Source organism: Streptomyces sp. DT190, assembly GCF_049846985.1.
Classification (GTDB): Bacteria; Actinomycetota; Actinomycetes; order Streptomycetales; family Streptomycetaceae; genus Streptomyces.
On the sequence record NZ_JBNCNM010000003.1, the window covers coordinates 234706 to 251271 of the forward strand.

Genomic DNA, 16566 nt, shown 5'->3' on the forward strand with positions numbered 1-16566 from the left:
GGGTCCTTTCGAGGCGTGCGTCCGGAGCGGGCTCACGGGCCGGTGTGCACCCAGGCGGCCCAGAACAGAGGGTCGGCGACGTGCCGGCGGATGCGGCGGACGGCGCTGTGGAGGGCGTACGCGCAGCGGCCGGGGTCCAGTCGGCCGGGGGCGTCGGGGTCGCGCAGCTCGGCGTAGAAGTGCGCGGTGAGTTCCTGGGCCGCGCTGTCCTCGGCGGCCCACTGGGCGGCCACGACATGGGCGTAGCCCGCCAGTTGGAGGGCGCCCGCGAGATGCAGCGCCTCGTCCGGCAGGCGTGCCGTGCCGCGGGCCGTCTCGCAGGCGGACAGGAAGGCCAGCCGCGCGGTGCCGAGCCGGATGCGGGCGATGTCCTCGACGGTGAGCAGCGCGGGCCGCCCGTCCCCGTGGCAGTACAGCCCGCTTCCGGCCGGGCGGGCCGGGTCGTGGCGGGCGTGTCCCGCGAAGTGCAGGCAGGAGTGGTGGGGCAGGGCCCTGCGCACCGCGCGCGGGTCGACCGTCGGTCCCGCCAGCAGCCTGCGCTCCGTCAGCTGCGTGACCAGGCGCAGCGCCTCCTTGCGGGCGGACGGCAGCCGCGGCAGGCCGGGGACGTCCGCCTGGTCCACGACGAGGACACCACCGTCACCGCTGACACCGCCGCGGGCACCGCCGGACCGCCGCCGCGCGTCCGCCAGGGACCTCAGCGTCGTGGTGTACGAGCAGACGTACCGTTCCGGGAGGTCGCCGGCGGCGTGCAGGGGCAGGAGGGCGAGCAGGCCGGTGGGACACCACCACAGGCGGCCCGAATCCTGGCCCGCTGACCGCAGCACGGTCAGCACCGGCTCCACGACCGCCTCCCGCAGCCATTCCAGGGTCTCCCCCAGGACACGGCCGGCCTCGTCCGGCGCGCGGCCGGCCGAGGAGAGCGCGGCGAGCAGCGTCTCCGTCCGGGCCCGCACTCCGCCCGCCTCCTCCAGGCTCAGACCCGGCAGCGGTACGGTGCGCAGCGCGTCCCGTGTGACGACGAGCGCGTCGCAGCGCAGAAAGCTGGTGTTGACCACCACCACGGTTCCGTCGCCGGCCGCCGCCCGCAGTTCCTCGGGGTCGGGCGGGCGCAGGTGGTCGTCCAGGCCGAGCAGGCGGTACGCCTCAAGGGTCAGCCCGTCCAGTTCGGCGGTCAGTTCGCGGCGCTCGTGGATGTCGGCGCGGCGCTCGTGGACCGGTGCGGTCGGGTCGGTGAGCGAGGCGTCGGCCGAGTGGAGGGTCCGGCGGATCCCGGCGATGCGGCCGGCGAGGCCGGGTTCCCGTTCCTCGAGCTCCGCGATGTCGAAGCGGGAGTCCACGGCCTGTGCCAGGAGCACCCCGCGGCCCAGCTCCAGCAGCTGCAGCGCGGTCTGCGGCCGGCCGGCGGACAGGGCGGCCGCCGCGGCGTCGCAGGCGATGCTGTCCGAGACGGCCAGCCCGCTGATCCGGTCCTCCAGCTCCAGTCCGTGCCAGGCCAGCAGCGGCAGCTGGGCGAGGGCCGCTCGGTAGGCGTCGACGGCCTGCGCCCAGTCCGCCAGCAACGCGGCCCGCAGCGCCCAGTGCGCCGTGACGGCGAAGCGCACCTTGGCGGGCACGCCCTCCACGGCCGCCGCCTCCCGGAACACCGCGCACGCCGTGGCGAGGCCGGCGTCGCTCTCCTCGCGCATGAAGGCGAGGGAATGAGCCTGCGCCAGGGCCAGGAGGAAGGACACCCGGCGCGGGTCGTCCTCGGGCACGGTGCGCAGCGCCGACTCCGCCGCGTCGATCGCCCCGGCCAGATCGGCGGCGGAGTGTGTCAGCGCGTACCGCCCGCCGTGGGCCAGGGAGAGCCCGAGCAGGGCTCTGCTCCGGGCGGGGTGGCCGTCCGGGGTCGCGTCCACGGCCTCCCGGCAGCAGCGGACGGCCTCGTCCGCGTCGCCGCGCCGTCCCAGCGACGTGCTGCGGTCCAGGAGCACCGTGGCCAGGTTCGTGAGGGCCCCGACCCGCCGCGCGTGTCCTCGCGGCCACACCTGCACGGCCAGCCGCCCGGCGTCGATCGCCTCGTCCAGCTCCGCGGCGGAGCGCGTGCGTTCGTGGCGGTCGGACAGCGCCAGACACAGGTTGGTGGCGGCCTCGCCCGCGCGCTCGCTGCCGGCAGCCGCCGTCTCGACGGCCGCGCGCAGCACCTCGACGGCCTCGTCCAGGTCGGCGAGCGCGCCCGACCGTTCGTACATCCGGCGCAGTGACACGCCCAGGTTCGTCAGCAGGACCGCCCGGTCGTGCGGCGGTGTCGCGCCCGGCAGCGCGCGGACGGCCTCCCGGCCCACCCGGGCCGCCTCCTCCAGGTCCGCGACCCGGTTGAGCCGGAGGTAGCGCGAGGTCAGGGTGACACCGAGGTGCGAGAGCCACTGCGCGCGCTCCGGGTCACCGGCGGGCACGGCCCGCACGGCCAGCCCCGTCAGCTCCACGGCCCGGTGCAGGTCGGCCACATCGTCCAGCCGCTCGGCGCGCTCCCGCAGGGCCATGCCGAGCGCGGAGAGCACCTGCGCACGCTCCGGACCGTCGGTCCCGGCCACGAGGGCCTCGGCGCCCTCCAGGTGCCGCACGGCCTCGTCCAGGAGGGCGGCGTCGCCGGAACGCTCGTACAGCATGCCGAGGGCACGGCCGAGGTGGAACAGCACCGGCAGTGCTTGAGCCCCTTCGAGCACCGGCGGTTCCGCCGCCTCCCGCAGGGCGGCCACGGCCCGCTCCAGAGACCCGGACGAGTCGCCGCTGCCCGCGTGCCGGTGCCGGATCGCCCGGGTGAGATGGGTGAGTCCCAGCTCCGAGAGGTGCCTGGCACGTTCCGCACCACCGGCGGGTGAGCGGCGGGCGACCGCCTCCAGGGCGGTGACGGCGGCGACGCCGTCGCGGTCCCGTGCGTCCTCGGCCGCGCCGTGCCCACCCTCCGCGACCTCCGCGGAGAGCCGGTACCGCACCGCCCTCGCCTGAGCCAGCAGCGTCTCCGCTCGCTCCTGTTCCGCGCCGGTGGCCGAGGCCACGGCCCGCTCGGCGAGACCGACCGCGGCATCGCCGTCCGCAGGGTCCCGCGACTGGCGGAAGCGCGCGAGGTGGGCGCTGCCGAGCTCGTGGAGGTACGGCCCGACGACTCCCGCCTCGCACGACCGGAGCGCCTTCCGGCAGAGTTCGACGGCTTCGTCGATGTCGCGCGGGTCGTGGGTACGGTCGTGCCGAAGCCGCAGGGCCACCACGAGCAGCCACGCCCGCCGCGCACGCAACTCCTCCGGCAGGGTCCGCAGTTCGCGGCGCTCGGACTCCACCAAGGCGTCGAAGTCGGCCTCGCCCGGGGCCAGTTCCGCCATGGCGGCGATCACGGTGGCCACGTTGCCCAGGTACAGGGCGTACTCGGGATCGGCCGGGGAACACCGGCGTGCCGCCTGCCGGGTGAGGTCGAGGGCTTCCCGCAGGGTGGCGGCCCGCTCGCCCGGAACCCGGGTGTGCCGTGCTCCCAGGTGCCGGGCGATGCCGAGGTGGGTCAGGTACATCGCGAGCTGGGGGTCGCGGGGATCCGCCGTGCGCACGGCGGCGTGGAAGGCGCCCGCGGCCTCGTGTGCGTCCGGGCCGGCCCGACGGCCTCCCCGCGCGGCGCGGGCGAGGAGCGCCACACCCAGGTGTGAGTGGAACACGGGCACGGGTACGGGGGCCGCCCGCACTGCTTCCGCCGCGACCGCGACGGCCTCGTCGAGGACCCCGTCGGGGCTCGACGGCCGGGTCTGCACCAGCGCGTTGAGGGCGCCCGCGAGGTTGCCGTGGTACATCCACCGGTTCGGGTCGGCGGGGTGCGCGCCGGCCACCGCGCGCCGCCCGGAGTCCACCGCGGCGTCCAGATCCGCCTCGTCCCCGCGCAGCACGAACCGGTCCCGTAACGCGGCGCACAGGTTGGACAGCACCATGGGGCGCCGGGGGTGAACCTCGGGCAGCAGGTCACGGCAGCGCCGCAGGAGTTCTGCGGCCTCGTCCAGCGCTCCGGCGTCGCGTGCGGCGCCCCAGCGCGCGTACCGCTCCAGGGCCCGGGCACCGAGCCGGGCCACGTCGTCCTCCCACGGCCTGCGCAAACCTCGTCGACCTCTCGTCTCGGGTCCCGGTGCCCGGGCTCGTGCGGCGGGAGCGCGCTCAGCCCCCGTCCGTTGCCAACAGGAAAAGCACCGCGCCGGTCACGACGAGCAGCGATCCGAGCATCGTGTGCACCCGGGCCCGGCGCAGGGCTCCGCGCACCTGCCAGGCGTGCGCGAGTTCCACCAGGGCGCGGCGGCGGGCCGTGGCGTGCGCGATGTTGGCCCGGGCGGCCGCGAGGGCGCGGTCCAGCTCGGCGCGCAGCGCGTCGTCGCGCTCCCGGGCCAGCAGTGCCGTCAGGTTCACGGCCACGGCGGTGTGGGTCCGGCACGCGTGGCCGAGTTCGTCCACGGTCGTGCCGAACGGGCCGAAGAACAGCTCGGGGGCGGCATCGATCTCGGCGCGCAGGTCGGCGAGGGCGGGCTCCCGCAGCGACCGGAGTGTGGTGAAGCGGGGGGTGAGCACCTCGCCGGTGCTCCAGACCGCCCAGAACACCCCCAGCAGCGCCACTGCGAGCCCGCCTCCGGCCAGGGCGATGTCGCGCGGACCGTGGATCTTGCCGATGGCGGCCAGCGGGAAGCCGGCGAGCACCAGTCCGCCGACGGCCGCGTTGGCCATGATCGTCCAGCGCGCGACGGCCCGCATGTCGGCGACGGTGGCGTCCGCGGACGTGACCACGGCCGCCTGTTCCCCGGTCGGCACGGCCGACGCGGCCGGATCCTGCGACTGCGGCGGCGCGGGGGACGGGATGGTCACGGCCGCGCGGGACCGGCCGTGTCGTCGAGTCGGAACCGCGGCTCCGACAGGTCGCCGTCGTCGGGCAATTCCCCGTACGGGCGCCACGCCGTGCCGTCGTAGTGCTCCACCCGGCCCTCGGCGTTGATCCGGACGGTACCGGCCTGTGGGACGTCCTCGCCGTCCGAGACCGGGCCTTCCGCGCGCACCTGCTCACTCACGCCTGTAACTCCCCCATGACGCCTTGCGGGTGGGAGAAGCGTACCGCTCGTGCCCACCTCCGATGCGGCGATGACGGCGGACCGCGCGAGCCGGCGCGAGACGAGCGGGATCGCGTCCTGGCGCGACCCCGGCCCGGCCGGCACCGGCCGCGGCCGGCCTCAGCCACCGGCCGGCACGACCGCCCGTCGGCACGCACGAAGGCAGGACCAGCCGTCCGTGGGCCCGGGCGGAGGCGGGTCTCAGCCGCCGGTCGCTCCCGTGAAGTGCTCGCCCACCAGTGCCCGCACCACGTCCAGGTCCCGCGCGATCAGCGCGTCCAGCAGCGCCGTGTGCTCGTGCGCGTCCGCGACCAGGTCCGCACGCCCCCGCACCCCCGGCCCGCCCCCGACCAGCGGCCACTGCGCCCTGCGGTGCAGGTCCCCCGCGATCTGCACCAGCTGCCGGTTCCCGGACAGGGACAGCACCGCCCGGTGGAACCCCCGGTCGGACTCCGCGTACGTCGCCCTGCAGCCGGAGGACGCCGCGCGGACCGTCGCCTCGGCCAGCGGGCGCAGTTCGGCCCACCGCTCGGCGGGCACCGTCCGGGCCAGCCGCAGCATCACGGGCACCTCGATCAGCGCCCGGACCTCGGCCAGTTCGGCCAGCTCCCGCGCCCCGCGCTCGACGACCCGGAACCCGCGGTTGGGCACCACCTCGACCGCGCCCTCCAGCGCGAGCTGCTGCATCGCCTCGCGCACCGGCGTCGCCGACACCCCGAAGCGCTCCCCCAGCACCGGCGCCGAGTACACCTCCCCGGGCCGCAGGTCCCCGGCCACCAGCGCCGCCCGCAGCGCGTCGAGGATCTGGCCCCGTACCGAGGCCCGCTGCACGACGGGCCGCACCCGCGGCGCGGGGGGCTCGGAGTGGGTGTGCTCCCCGCGCGCCGCCGCGGCCTGCCGCGGAACCCGGGCCTGACCGGCGGCCTCGGCCCGGACCTGCGGAACCCCCGTCCCGGCGGAGCCCTGCGCACCCTGCTTCACGGGTCCTCCTCCGGACGTATCGGTACTTGGGGTCATTACGGCGGGTTGTTACTCGCCCGTCAAGCACGATAAGCGCACCGGCCCCCAGTTCAAATCCCGGCGATCTTCGGTAAGGTAAGCCTTACCTTCAGGACTCGCCCGTGAGGGACCGTCTACAGACACGGATCGGTGATCACATGCCCGCGACCCGTTCGGCCGTCTCCGGCGCCTACACCCGCCTGGCCGAGGTCCTGCCGGGACTCACCGTCACCGAACTCGCCCCCGGCGAGAAAGCCCCGCACGGCGGGGGCTGGGTCACCGCCGCCGACCTGGCGGCCGCGGGCGACGGCCTCGACGCGTTCCTCGCCTGGGACGAGGCCCAGATCGAGCGGGACTACGACCGGCAGGCCCGGCCCGACGTCGTCGCCAGCTTCGGCCTGCACCGGTACGCCTGGCCCGCCTGCCTGCTGATCACCGTGCCCTGGTTCCTGCACCGGCGCGTCCCCCGCTACCCCGTGACGCACGTCTCCTACGACCGCACCGACCCCCGCCACGCCCTCGGCCACCTGGCCGTCCGCCCGGCCGGCTTCGCCTGCCTGCCCGGCGACGAGGCCGCCGGGCTGCCCGGTGCCCGTGTCGTCGCGGACGAGGAGGCGCTGCGCGCGGAGGTGCGGTCGGCGGTCGCCGAGCACCTGGAGCCGGTCCTGACCGGTTTCGGGCCGCGGATGCGGCGCCGCGGCCGGGCCCTGTGGGGCATGGCGACCGACGAGATCGTCGAGGGCCTGTGGTACGTCGCCCAGCTGTTCGGGGAGATCGAGGAGCGGCGCGCGATGCGCGAACTGGAGCTGCTCCTGCCGGGCGCCACCAAGCCGTACGTCGGCACGGCGGCGTTCCGCGAGCTGACGGGCCCCGGCGGCGAGCCGCTGCGCACCCGGGACCGGGCCAGCTGCTGCATGTTCTACACGCTGCGCCCCGAGGACACCTGCGCCACCTGCCCGCGCACCTGCGACGCCGACCGGGTCAGCAAGCTGCTCGTCACGGCCAGTTGACGGGCCGTCGGACAACGACCCTCCCGGCGTCCCGTAGGATCATCACGCAACCGGACCCCCGTGCACCCGCAGGCGATTCACAACTTCCTCACGCGTCACGGGAACTTTCCGGGGAACCACTCGTACGGGTAGTCTTGTTCGAACTCAACTCCCGCCCCTCAAGCGGCAGTTCGAGCAGAACGCCGCCCTGGGCATCCCCTTGCACTTCCTTGGCGGCCTCTTGCCCCGAAACCCTCTGAGGGCCGGTGGGATTGGGCCACTATGGCGGGCGTTACGCCCTATCCCCATGCAAGGGACCACCCACATGAGACTGACCGACATATCGCTGAACTGGCTGCTTCCGGGCGCCGTGCTTCTCCTGGGCATGCTGGCGGCGGTGGCGGTGCTCGCGCGCGGCAAGCGCTCCTCGGTCAAGGACACGAGCGCGGACGACTCCTGGGAGCGCAGCGAGGAGCGCCGCAGACGCAAGGAAGCGATCTACGGCACTGTTTCCTATGTCCTGCTGTTCTGCTGCGCGGCCGTCGCCGCCGCGCTCTCCTTCCACGGCCTGGTCGGCTTCGGCGAGCAGAACCTGGGCCTGACCGGCGGCTGGCAGTACCTCGTCCCGTTCGGCCTGGACGGCGCGGCGATGTTCTGCTCCGTGCTCGCGGTGCGCGAGGCCAGCCACGGTGACGCGGCGCTCGGTTCGCGGATACTCGTCTGGACGTTCGCACTCGCCGCCGCCTGGTTCAACTGGGTGCACGCGCCCAGGGGCATCGGACACGACGGCGCCCCCCACTTCTTCGCCGGCATGTCCCTCTCCGCGGCCGTCCTGTTCGACCGCGCTCTGAAGCAGACCCGCCGGGCCGCCCTGCGCGAGCAGGGCCTGGTGCCGCGCCCGCTGCCGCAGATCCGCATAGTGCGCTGGCTGCGGGCCCCCCGGGAGACGTACAAGGCCTGGTCGCTGATGCTGCTGGAGGGTGTGCGCAGCCTCGACGAGGCGGTCGACGAGGTGCGCGAGGACAAGCGCAAGAAGGACGCCGACCGGCAGCGGCGCCGCGACCAGCAGCGCGTGGAGCGGGCCCAGCTGAAGGCGATCAGCCGCGGTCACCGCGGCTATCTCGGCCGCGGCGGCGGCCGGCAGCTGGAGGTGCAGGTGGAGCGCGGCTCCTCGCAGGTCACCGCGGAGCCTGCCATATCCGGGCCGGAGCAGCTGCCCGTCCGCTCGCGTCCCTCCCTGCAGCCCGTCCGCAAAGGGGCTGACCCCGTGACGGTCGACCTCACCGCGGAGGACGACACCATGGCGCTGCCGCGCCTGGACTCCCTGGAGCGCAAGCTCAAGGACCTGGAGCAGCAGTTCGGCTAGCCGAGCCGCAGCGGTACGGCAAGGGGGCGTGGCCTGCGGGCCGCGCCCCTTCGGCCGTCAGGCCTCCCGCGGCCCGGCCATGACGCCGGCCCTGGTCCCGGCCTTCACGCCGCCCCGGCCTCCAGCTCGAACCAGACGGCCTTGCCCACGCCGTGCGGCCGTACGCCCCAGGCGTCCGCGAGGGACTGCACCAGGAACAGCCCCCTGCCGTTGGTGCCGTCGTCGGCCACCGGCATCCGCAGCCGGGGCCTGCGGGCCACGAAGTCCCTCACCTCCACGTGCAGTCCGCGGGGCCCGACGGTGGCCGTCAGGACCGCGTCATGGTCGGTGTGGACGATCGCGTTGGTGACGAGCTCGCTGGTGAGCAGCTCCGCCACGTCGGAGATGTCGGACCGCCCCGGCCTTCCCCATTGCCCGAGCAGCTCCCGCAGGGCCCTGCGGGCCTCCGGCACGGCGCGCAGGTCCGACCTGCCCAGTCTGCGCCTCAGCTGAGGCGTCGGCGCCCGCTCCGTGACGTCGTCGGCCTTGTCCTCCACGGTCTTCACCGAGAGGGCCCCGATCGCTATGGGACCGCCTCCTCGTGCCTGCCTCTCCATGACCCCCGCCCGCGCGCCGATGTCGGTTCCCCTCCTGCTCGAACACGTTCACGGGGATCCATGCCCCATGGGGCACGCGGCAGTCATGGGGGGCCGTCGACGACCGGGTGTTCGGCCACGCCGAGGCGGCCGGAGGCGCGGGCGGAGGGCCGCCGGGAGGTGCGGCGGAGACGGGGAGGGGGACAAGAGGGTAGCCGGTCCGGGGCCTCGGCCGGATCCTGACCGCCCGAGATCGGACGATGTGCCGACGGCGGACTGCCGATCCGTACGTATACGGCGGGACTCCAAAACGGCCGGGCACCGTGCGCGCGGGCCCGGTGAAGTTGGCTGAACTACGACGGTTCTCCCGGGGCCGCCGACCCGTTCGGGGCCGTCCTCCCCACCCCCGTGGCGGAGGACGGCCCCGGCCCCTCCCCGGCGCCGGCCCGTCAGTACAGCTTGTTGACGGCGGTGGTCGTCGTCTTCTTGAAGGCGGTCACGGGAGCGTCGTCGAAGTCGCCCATCTGCCCCCACTGCACGACGGTGACGGTGTTGCCGTCCCGTCCGACGGACAGCAGGGAGACGTCGTTGGCACCCCAGGAGGTCTCGGTGTGCAGACCACGGACGCGGGCGCCCTCCTCGACGGGCAGCGTGCCGTAGTCGCGGCCCTCGGCCGCGACGTCCGGGTCGGCCTTCTCGATGCGGTCGGCACAGGTGCGGATCAGGTCGTCGTAGTGCTTCGCCAGGGCCTTGGCCAGGGCGGCCGTGTCCGCCACGACGGTCAGCTGCACCGCGCCGGTGTCCAGGTCGGTCCGGAACTCGCGGTGCCGGTAGTCGTAGGAGGGCACGCCCTCCGTGCTCACACAGAAGCCGAGGGCCTCCGGGAACCCTTCCGTGACCGGTCCGGCGGTCCACGACGACGTCGGGTGCGGCGGCAGCTGGGAAGCCGACAGGAACTTGGGCGCGGCGGCCTTCGGCGCGGCGCCGGCGGCCGGTGCGGTGAGGACCGTGCCGGCCGTGAGGGCGGCGGCGGTGAGTGCGGTGAGCACGCCTGCTCGGATGCGCTGGGACATGGGTGTTTCCCCCGTGGGTCGGTACATGGATGCGAGATGCCGCGGCGACGCCCGTCGGTCGGCCGGGCCGGTCGGTTGCGACACCAAGAGCATCGGCGGTCCCGGCGGACGGGCGCAACAGCCGGCGCCCGATCCGGCGGGGTGGAACCATCCCAGCCCGTCTGACGTGCAGGTACATGGGTGCCTGGGATGCCGTCCCGGGCCGGTTCGTACCTACGAGACGGGGGCACGGTGTCGGCAGTCGACATGGAGGGCACGGGCGGCACGGACGGCGTGGACGACGTCGCCGCGTTCGCGGCGCTGCTGCGGGCGCTGAAGGAGCGCACGGACCGCAGCTACGGTTCGCTGGCCCGCCGCCTCGCCATGAACACCTCGACCCTGCACCGCTATTGCGCGGGCGAGGCGGTGCCGGTCGACTTCGCGCCCGTGGAGCGGCTCGCGGCCCTCTGCGGAGCCCGGCCCGAGGAACGCCTGGAACTCCACCGCCGCTGGCTCCTCGCGGTGGCGGCCCGGCAGCGGCCCCGGGGTGCGGCGACGGCCGGTTCCGCGGAGACCGCGGGCATGACGCGAGAAGCGGGCGCGGTCAACCCGGCGGCCGATGCGGGGAAGGGGCGCGCGCCGCAGGACACGAGCGTCCCGCACGGCGCGGGCGCGGCAGAGGAAGGGCGCGCGGCGCCGACTGCCGACGAGGGGCGGGAAGCCGCCGCGACGCAGGACACCGGCACGGCGCACGACGCCGACGCCGACGCAGCGCACGACGCCGACGCCGCACAGGACGCCCACGCGCCGCAGGACCCCGGCACGACGCAGGACCCCGACGCCGCACAGGCCCCCGGCACGACACAGACCCCCCACGCAGCACAGAACCCCGGCACGACACACACCCCCGGCACAGCGCAGGACGCCGACGCGTCGCAGGACCCCGCCGAGGCGCAAGGCGCGCACAGGCCCGTCGATGAGGACGGCGCACCCCGGGACACGAACCCGGCGCCGGCAGCCGGCCCCGTGGCCCGCCCCGCCACCGGAGCCGCACTCCCCCGCCGCCCCTGGTACCGGCGCAGACGCCTCGCGGTGGGGATGGCCGCCGTCTCGGCCCTGCTCGCGGCCCTCGGGACGCTCGCCGCGCTGCCGGACGGACGGCGCGCGGCCGCCGACGACCGCGCCCGCGCAGCCGGTCCGGCCACATCGGGGGCGACGGGGACCGGGACACCCGAGCGGCACGGCTCCTCTGCCGCACCGAGCACCTCCCCCACCCCCGACCCGTCGTCGCCCTCCGCGGGCCCCAAGGAGAAGGGAGAACGGAAGAAGGAGCCCGCCCCCGCACCCTCCGCCCGCACCACCGCCCCGCCGAAGAGCGGCACGCACGGGACCGGGACCACACCCCTGACCTGGACCGCCAACTCCCAGGCCTGGAAGTTCGGCTGCGGTCACGACTACGTGGTCACCAAGCCCCCGGCCCAGGTCCCCCCGCCCCCGGTCCCGCAGGACGCCGGCACCTGGGCGGCGACCCAGAGCGCGGTCCACGGCGGCGAGACGCTCGTGCAGCTGTCCGTGCAGGGGCGCAGCGACCGGGCCGTCGTGCTGGACGCCCTGCGCGTGCGCGTGGTCGGGCGTGCGGCCCCGGTCCGGGGCAACGCCTACGCCATGGACCAGGGCTGCGGCGGTTCGGTCACCCCGCGCTCCTTCGACGTGGACCTGGACAAGGACCGCCCCATCGCCCGCGCGGTCGCCGGCAGCGACGCCGGTACGCCGATCCCGGCGGTGAGCATGCCGTACCGGGTCTCGGCGCGGGACCCGGAGGTGCTGCTGGTCAACGCCCGGACGCGGGGCTGCGACTGCCGCTGGTACCTGGAGCTTGACTGGTCGTCCGAGGGCCGCACCGGCACCGTCCGCATCGACGACGCCGGCCGCCCGTTCCGCACCAGCGGCATCGCGGACCTGCCCCGCTACACGTACGACACCTCGGCACGCCGGTGGAGACAGGACAGCTGACGGCCCTCGACGACCTCTGACGCCCCCGGAACCTAGAACCGGGGCACGTTGCGCAGGTTGGAGCGGGCCATCTGGAGCATGCGGCCGACTCCGCCGTCCAGCACGACCTTGGAGGCGGACAGCGCGAAGCCGGTCACCATCTCCGCCTTGATCTTCGGCGGGATGGACAGCGCGTTGGGGTCGGTGACGACGTCGACGAGGGCCGGCCCCTTGTGCTTGAAGGCGTCCTTCAGGGCGCCGGCGAGGTCCTTGGGCTTCTCGACGCGTACGCCGTAGGCGCCGCAGGCCCGGGCGACGGCGGCGAAGTCGGGGTTCTTGTTGGCCGTGCCGTGCGAGGGCAGTCCGGCGACCAGCATCTCCAACTCGACCATGCCGAGGGAGGAGTTGTTGAAGAGGACGACCTTGACCGGCAGGTCGTACTGCACCAGCGTCAGGAAGTCGCCCATCAGCATGGAGAACCCGCCGTCGCCGGACATCGACACGACCTGGCGCTTGCGGTCGGTGAACTGCGCGCCGATCGCCATGGGCAGGGCGTTGGCCATCGAGCCGTGGGAGAAGGAACCGATGACGCGGCGGCGGCCGTTGGGCGAGATGTAGCGGGCGGCCCAGACGTTGCACATGCCGGTGTCGACGGTGAACACGGCGTCGTCGGCGGCGACTTCGTCCAGCACGGACGCCACGTACTCGGGGTGGATCGGTGTGTGCTTCTCGACCTTGCGGGTGTACGCCTTCACCACGCCTTCCAGCGCGTCGGCGTGCTTCTTCAGCATCCGGTCGAGGAAGCGGCGGTTCTTCTTCTCCTTCACCCGCGGGATCAGGCAGCGCAGCGTCTCCCGCACGTCGCCCCACACCGCGAGGTCCAGCTTGGAACGGCGGCCCAGGTGTTCCGGCCGGATGTCGACCTGGACGATCTTCACGTCGTCGGGGAGGAACGCGTTGTAGGGGAAGTCCGTGCCCAGCAGGATCAGCAGGTCGCACTCGTGGGTGGCCTCGTAGGCGGCGCCGTAGCCGAGCAGTCCGCTCATGCCGACGTCGAAGGGGTTGTCGTACTGGATCCACTCCTTGCCGCGCAGGGCGTGCCCGACCGGGGACTTGATCTTCGCGGCGAACTCCATGACCTCGGCGTGCGCGCCGGCCGTGCCGCTGCCGCAGAAGAGGGTGACCTTGCCGGCCTCGTCGATCATCTCGACGAGCCGGTCGATCTCGGCGTCGCCGGGGCGGACCGTGGGCCGGGAGGTGACGAGGGCGGTTTCCGCCGCCTGCTCCGGGGCGGGGCGGTCGGCGATGTCACCGGGCAGGGTGACGACGCTGACGCCGCTGCGGCCGACGGCGTTCTGGATGGCGGTCTGCAGCAGCCGCGGCATCTGCTGCGGGCTGGAGATCATCTCGCTGTAGTGGCTGCACTCGGCGAACAGCCGGTCGGGGTGGGTCTCCTGGAAGTAGCCCAGGCCGATCTCGCTGGAGGGGATGTGCGAGGCGAGGGCGAGGACCGGGGCCATCGAGCGGTGGGCGTCGTAGAGGCCGTTGATGAGGTGGAGGTTGCCGGGCCCGCAGGAGCCTGCGCAGGCGGCGAGGCCGCCGGTGATCTGTGCTTCGGCACTGGCGGCGAAGGCGGCGGTCTCCTCGTGCCGGACGTGGATCCAGTCGATGGCGGAGTTGCGGCGGACGGCGTCGACGATCGGGTTGAGACTGTCGCCGACGACGCCGTAGAGGCGTTTCACTCCGGCTCGGGTCAGGATGTCGACGAACTGTTCCGCGACGTTCTGTTTGGCCATGGTCCTCGTCTGCCCCTTCGGTCTCCTGGGATCCCTCCGGTTCCATCAAGTCACAGGGCGCGCTCTCACGCCTCCCAAACGGCAGCGGCCGTACGGTCGTCCGCGTACCCCTTGACCCGTACCTGGGAGTCGGCGAGGAACGCCGCGAGGCCGGGAGGCTCGGGCCGCGACCACCGCTCGGCGAGGAACTCGCCCAGTTCGGGCTCCCCGCGCAGGGGCTCGGCGAGACCGCTGCTGCACATCAGGAGCGTGTCACCCGGGCGGGCGACGGAGGTGCGGAAACGGAAGGGTTCGCGGGGCGGTTCCGGGGCGGGCTCGTAAGGGCTGGGCGGGGTCGGGATGCCCAGGTCCATGGTGAGCCGGTCGCCCTGGGGCGTCTCGGACGGCGGCGATCCGTAGCCCACGACCGGTTCGCCCCTGGCCTCGGTGACCTGCGGCTCGATGTCCTGCCACTCGCCCTCCCGCAGCCGGAACAGCCCGCCCGGGCCGACGCCGAAGAACACGCGCGTGCGGCATTCGGGGTCGGCGGGCAGCAGCAGGCAGCGCAGGCCCGCCGCGTACTCCTCCGGGGCGACGCCCTGCTCGGCGGCGCTGGCGCGGAGCTTGCCGAGGCTGCGGTCGGTGAGGCGGTGCAGGCCGGACTTGAGGTCGCCACGCCGGCCGCCCCTTATGTCCTCCACGAGCCGCGCGTGGCTGCGTCCCACGGCCCGGCCGATCCACTGGCAGGCCTCGGCGGCGGCCCGGTGCGCTCCCGGTGCGGTCCGGGCCCCGGTCGCCACGGCCACGAGCAGCAGCGCGTGCTCACCCGTGCCGAAGCGCGCCGTGAGCAGCGCGTCGCGCCGTGGCTCGCCGCGGTACCGCGCGGAGTCGCCGCGCACGGACGCCGCCCGTACCGTGCAGACCCCGTAGCGGGCCCCGTCGAGCACGGTGTCCGCGACCAGGCCACCCAGGTCGTCCGGGTCGGCGGGCGGGAGCGCGGTCGGCTCGGCGTCGTAGGTGGGCGGTCGCGACCCGACGTGGCCGCGGGCCCGCGGGACGGACTCGTGCGGCTCGACGCGCGGACCGGGTCCGGCCTCGGCGGCGCGCGGGGAGGGCGGTGCCCCCGCGCCGGCGGGGGGCTCGGGCGGCGGAGCCGGGACCGCCGGGGGGACGGCAGGCGGTGGCCCCGGAGGGACGGCGGGCGGATCGGCGGGGGCCGGCGGGGCGAGCCGGCCGACGACTGTCGGAGGGGTGGCGTCACGCGGCGGGTCGGCCGCGGCCGAGGGATCGAGGTCGCGCCAGCCGGGAGGAACCGTGGGCGGCGGCGGTGGCACGGGCGGCGAAACCGGAGGTGGCGGCGCGTCGGGAACCGCAGGGGCGGGCGAGTCCGGCCGGTCGGTCGCTGAAGGGGAGGACGGCCCGGCGGGATCGCCGGGCTCCGCACGGCCCGCGGGACGGGACGCCGTCGGGAAGGTCACGGGGCCCGTGGCCCGGGCGGGCGGCGGTTCCCAGGGCGCCCGCTGCGGCGCCCTGCCGCCGGGGCGCGGCAGGTCGTCCGCTCCGGAGCGGGGTGCCGGCACCACCGGCTCCACACCCCCCGGCCGCCTCGGCCCCGACCGCTCGGCATCGGACGCCCGCGGAGCCCCGGTCCGCTCCGCGTCGGACGGCCACGGTGAACCAGGTCCCTCCGTCTCGCCCGACCGCGACGGGCCTGACCGCGACCCGTGGGGCGGCTGCTGCCCCGGCCGCTCGGCGCCAGCGGGCCGCGACGGCCCCCACCGTTCCGCCTGTGCCGGCTGTCCCGGGCGGTCGTCCGGTGGGTCGAGTCTCCCGGCGGCGGGGCCGGTCTCCTCCGGGCCGCCCACCGTCCCCGCCGCCGAGGCGAAGCGGTCGTCCAGGGAATCGGGGGCCGGTGCGGGGCCCGTGTCGCCGGTGGAGTCGTCGTACAACTGCCCCCACCAGTCGTCCTCGTGACCGGTGGGCCTTCCCCCCTGCTGGCTCATGCCCGTCATTGTCCACCGCGTGAGCCGGATGAAAACGGGGCTTGTGGAAAAAACCGGCCCGCCACCCCGGCGCACCCCGCGCTCCGGGTGATCCGTAGAACGGTCGTCCGATACCGCGCGCCCCGGCGGCCAGGGGTCGCTGACCTGCGGGTCTGGCCGTCCCGAACGGTCCTGACCTGCGCCTTCTGTCGGGTTCCGGCAGTCTGGTCAGATGGGAGTGTGGGACCTCCTGCTGGTCGGGCTGGTCATCCTGCTCGGCCTGTGCGGAGTGCTGCTGCCCGCGATGCCGGGGTCGCTGCTCGTGTGGGCCGCGGTCCTGTGGTGGGCGCTGCAGGACCCGCGGGCCGTCGCCTGGGGGGTGCTGGTGGGGGCGACGGTGCTGCTGCTCGTCTCCCAGGCGGTGCGCTGGGCGCTGCCGCCCAGGCGCCTGCGGGCGAACCGCACCAGCCGCCGCATGCTGGCCTGCGCCGGAGCCGGCTCCACCGCCGGTTTCGTCCTGCTGCCCGTCCTCGGCGCGATCCCGGGCTTCCTGGCCGGCGTCTACGTCTTCGAACGCGTCCGGCTGGGCCGCCGCGCCGAGGCGAGGTCCGCCCTGCGCACCGTGATGCGCTCGGGCGGCTCCAGCGTCCTGGCCGAACTGTTCGCCTGCCAGCTGATCGCGGCGGCGTGGCTGGGCGCGGTCCTCTGGGCCTGACACGGGGACCCCG

General features: G+C 74.9%; 12 protein-coding genes. 4 read left to right on the top strand and 8 right to left on the bottom strand.

All coding sequences use genetic code 11. The features are described 5' to 3' along the window. Positions 1-32: 32 nt before the first annotated feature. The 4 genes from ACPXCS_RS07905 to ACPXCS_RS07920 all read right to left on the bottom strand — a co-directional run bounded on the left by ACPXCS_RS07905 (position 33) and on the right by ACPXCS_RS07920 (position 6089). Complete coding sequence (locus ACPXCS_RS07905) at positions 33-4115, bottom strand: CHAT domain-containing protein (RefSeq protein ID WP_425944644.1); 4083 nt, start codon at positions 4113-4115, stop codon at positions 33-35. 58 nt (positions 4116-4173) lie between these two features. Beyond that, on the bottom strand, positions 4174-4869 hold the full coding sequence (locus tag ACPXCS_RS07910; protein ID WP_425944645.1) for a hypothetical protein: 696 nt from the start codon (positions 4867-4869) through the stop codon (positions 4174-4176). Continuing rightward, complete coding sequence (locus ACPXCS_RS07915) at positions 4866-5069, bottom strand: hypothetical protein (protein WP_425944646.1); 204 nt, start codon at positions 5067-5069, stop codon at positions 4866-4868. Before ACPXCS_RS07915 ends, ACPXCS_RS07910 begins: the two co-directional genes overlap by 4 nt. Before the next feature lie 240 nt (positions 5070-5309). Further along, on the bottom strand, positions 5310-6089 hold the full coding sequence (locus tag ACPXCS_RS07920; protein ID WP_425944647.1) for a GntR family transcriptional regulator: 780 nt from the start codon (positions 6087-6089) through the stop codon (positions 5310-5312). 176 nt (positions 6090-6265) lie between these two features. Between ACPXCS_RS07920 and ACPXCS_RS07925 the strand changes: the two genes are divergently transcribed. Both ACPXCS_RS07925 and ACPXCS_RS07930 read left to right on the top strand, forming a co-directional pair. Further along, complete coding sequence (locus tag ACPXCS_RS07925) at positions 6266-7117, top strand: (2Fe-2S)-binding protein (protein ID WP_425944648.1); 852 nt, start codon at positions 6266-6268, stop codon at positions 7115-7117. A gap of 304 nt (positions 7118-7421) precedes the next feature. Continuing rightward, positions 7422-8462: a DUF2637 domain-containing protein gene (locus ACPXCS_RS07930; protein ID WP_425944649.1), complete on the top strand. Its 1041-nt coding sequence runs from the start codon at positions 7422-7424 to the stop codon at positions 8460-8462. A 104-nt stretch (positions 8463-8566) separates the two neighbouring features. Here ACPXCS_RS07930 and ACPXCS_RS07935 read toward each other — a convergent pair whose 3' ends face one another. Both ACPXCS_RS07935 and ACPXCS_RS07940 read right to left on the bottom strand, forming a co-directional pair. Continuing rightward, positions 8567-8998 carry an ATP-binding protein gene (locus ACPXCS_RS07935; RefSeq protein WP_425944959.1) on the bottom strand — a complete coding sequence of 144 codons (432 nt, stop codon included), beginning with the start codon at positions 8996-8998 and terminating at the stop codon, positions 8567-8569. 488 nt (positions 8999-9486) lie between these two features. Beyond that, positions 9487-10110, bottom strand: coding sequence for a hypothetical protein (locus tag ACPXCS_RS07940; RefSeq protein WP_425944650.1), 624 nt, complete (start codon positions 10108-10110; stop codon positions 9487-9489). A 246-nt stretch (positions 10111-10356) separates the two neighbouring features. Here ACPXCS_RS07940 and ACPXCS_RS07945 point away from each other — a divergent pair, with 246 nt between their 5' ends. Beyond that, entirely contained in the window at positions 10357-12102 is a 1746-nt protein-coding gene (locus tag ACPXCS_RS07945; RefSeq protein WP_425944961.1) for a helix-turn-helix domain-containing protein, read from the top strand. Positions 12103-12134: 32 nt separating this feature from the next. On the opposite strand, the gene ACPXCS_RS07950 is transcribed toward ACPXCS_RS07945, so the two are convergent. After that, positions 12135-13877 carry a pyruvate dehydrogenase gene (locus tag ACPXCS_RS07950; RefSeq protein WP_425944651.1) on the bottom strand — a complete coding sequence of 581 codons (1743 nt, stop codon included), beginning with the start codon at positions 13875-13877 and terminating at the stop codon, positions 12135-12137. Between the two features lie 65 nt (positions 13878-13942). Then, a complete protein-coding gene (locus ACPXCS_RS07955) occupies positions 13943-15406 on the bottom strand; it encodes a protein phosphatase 2C domain-containing protein (protein WP_425944962.1) in 1464 nt (487 codons plus the stop codon). Positions 15407-16070: 664 nt separating this feature from the next. On the opposite strand from ACPXCS_RS07955, the gene ACPXCS_RS07960 reads away from it, so the two are divergent. Further along, complete coding sequence (locus tag ACPXCS_RS07960) at positions 16071-16553, top strand: DUF456 domain-containing protein (protein ID WP_425944652.1); 483 nt, start codon at positions 16071-16073, stop codon at positions 16551-16553. Positions 16554-16566 lie beyond the last annotated feature (13 nt).

Coding starts and splice junctions, on each gene's coding strand:
- ACPXCS_RS07925 (WP_425944648.1), top strand. CDS start 6,266: ATGCCCGCGACCCGTTCGGCCGTCTCCGGCGCCTACACCCGCCTGGCC.
- ACPXCS_RS07940 (WP_425944650.1), bottom strand. CDS start 10,110: ATGTCCCAGCGCATCCGAGCAGGCGTGCTCACCGCACTCACCGCCGCC.
- ACPXCS_RS07950 (WP_425944651.1), bottom strand. CDS start 13,877: ATGGCCAAACAGAACGTCGCGGAACAGTTCGTCGACATCCTGACCCGA.
- ACPXCS_RS07945 (WP_425944961.1), top strand. CDS start 10,357: ATGGAGGGCACGGGCGGCACGGACGGCGTGGACGACGTCGCCGCGTTC.
- ACPXCS_RS07960 (WP_425944652.1), top strand. CDS start 16,071: ATGGGAGTGTGGGACCTCCTGCTGGTCGGGCTGGTCATCCTGCTCGGC.
- ACPXCS_RS07930 (WP_425944649.1), top strand. CDS start 7,422: ATGAGACTGACCGACATATCGCTGAACTGGCTGCTTCCGGGCGCCGTG.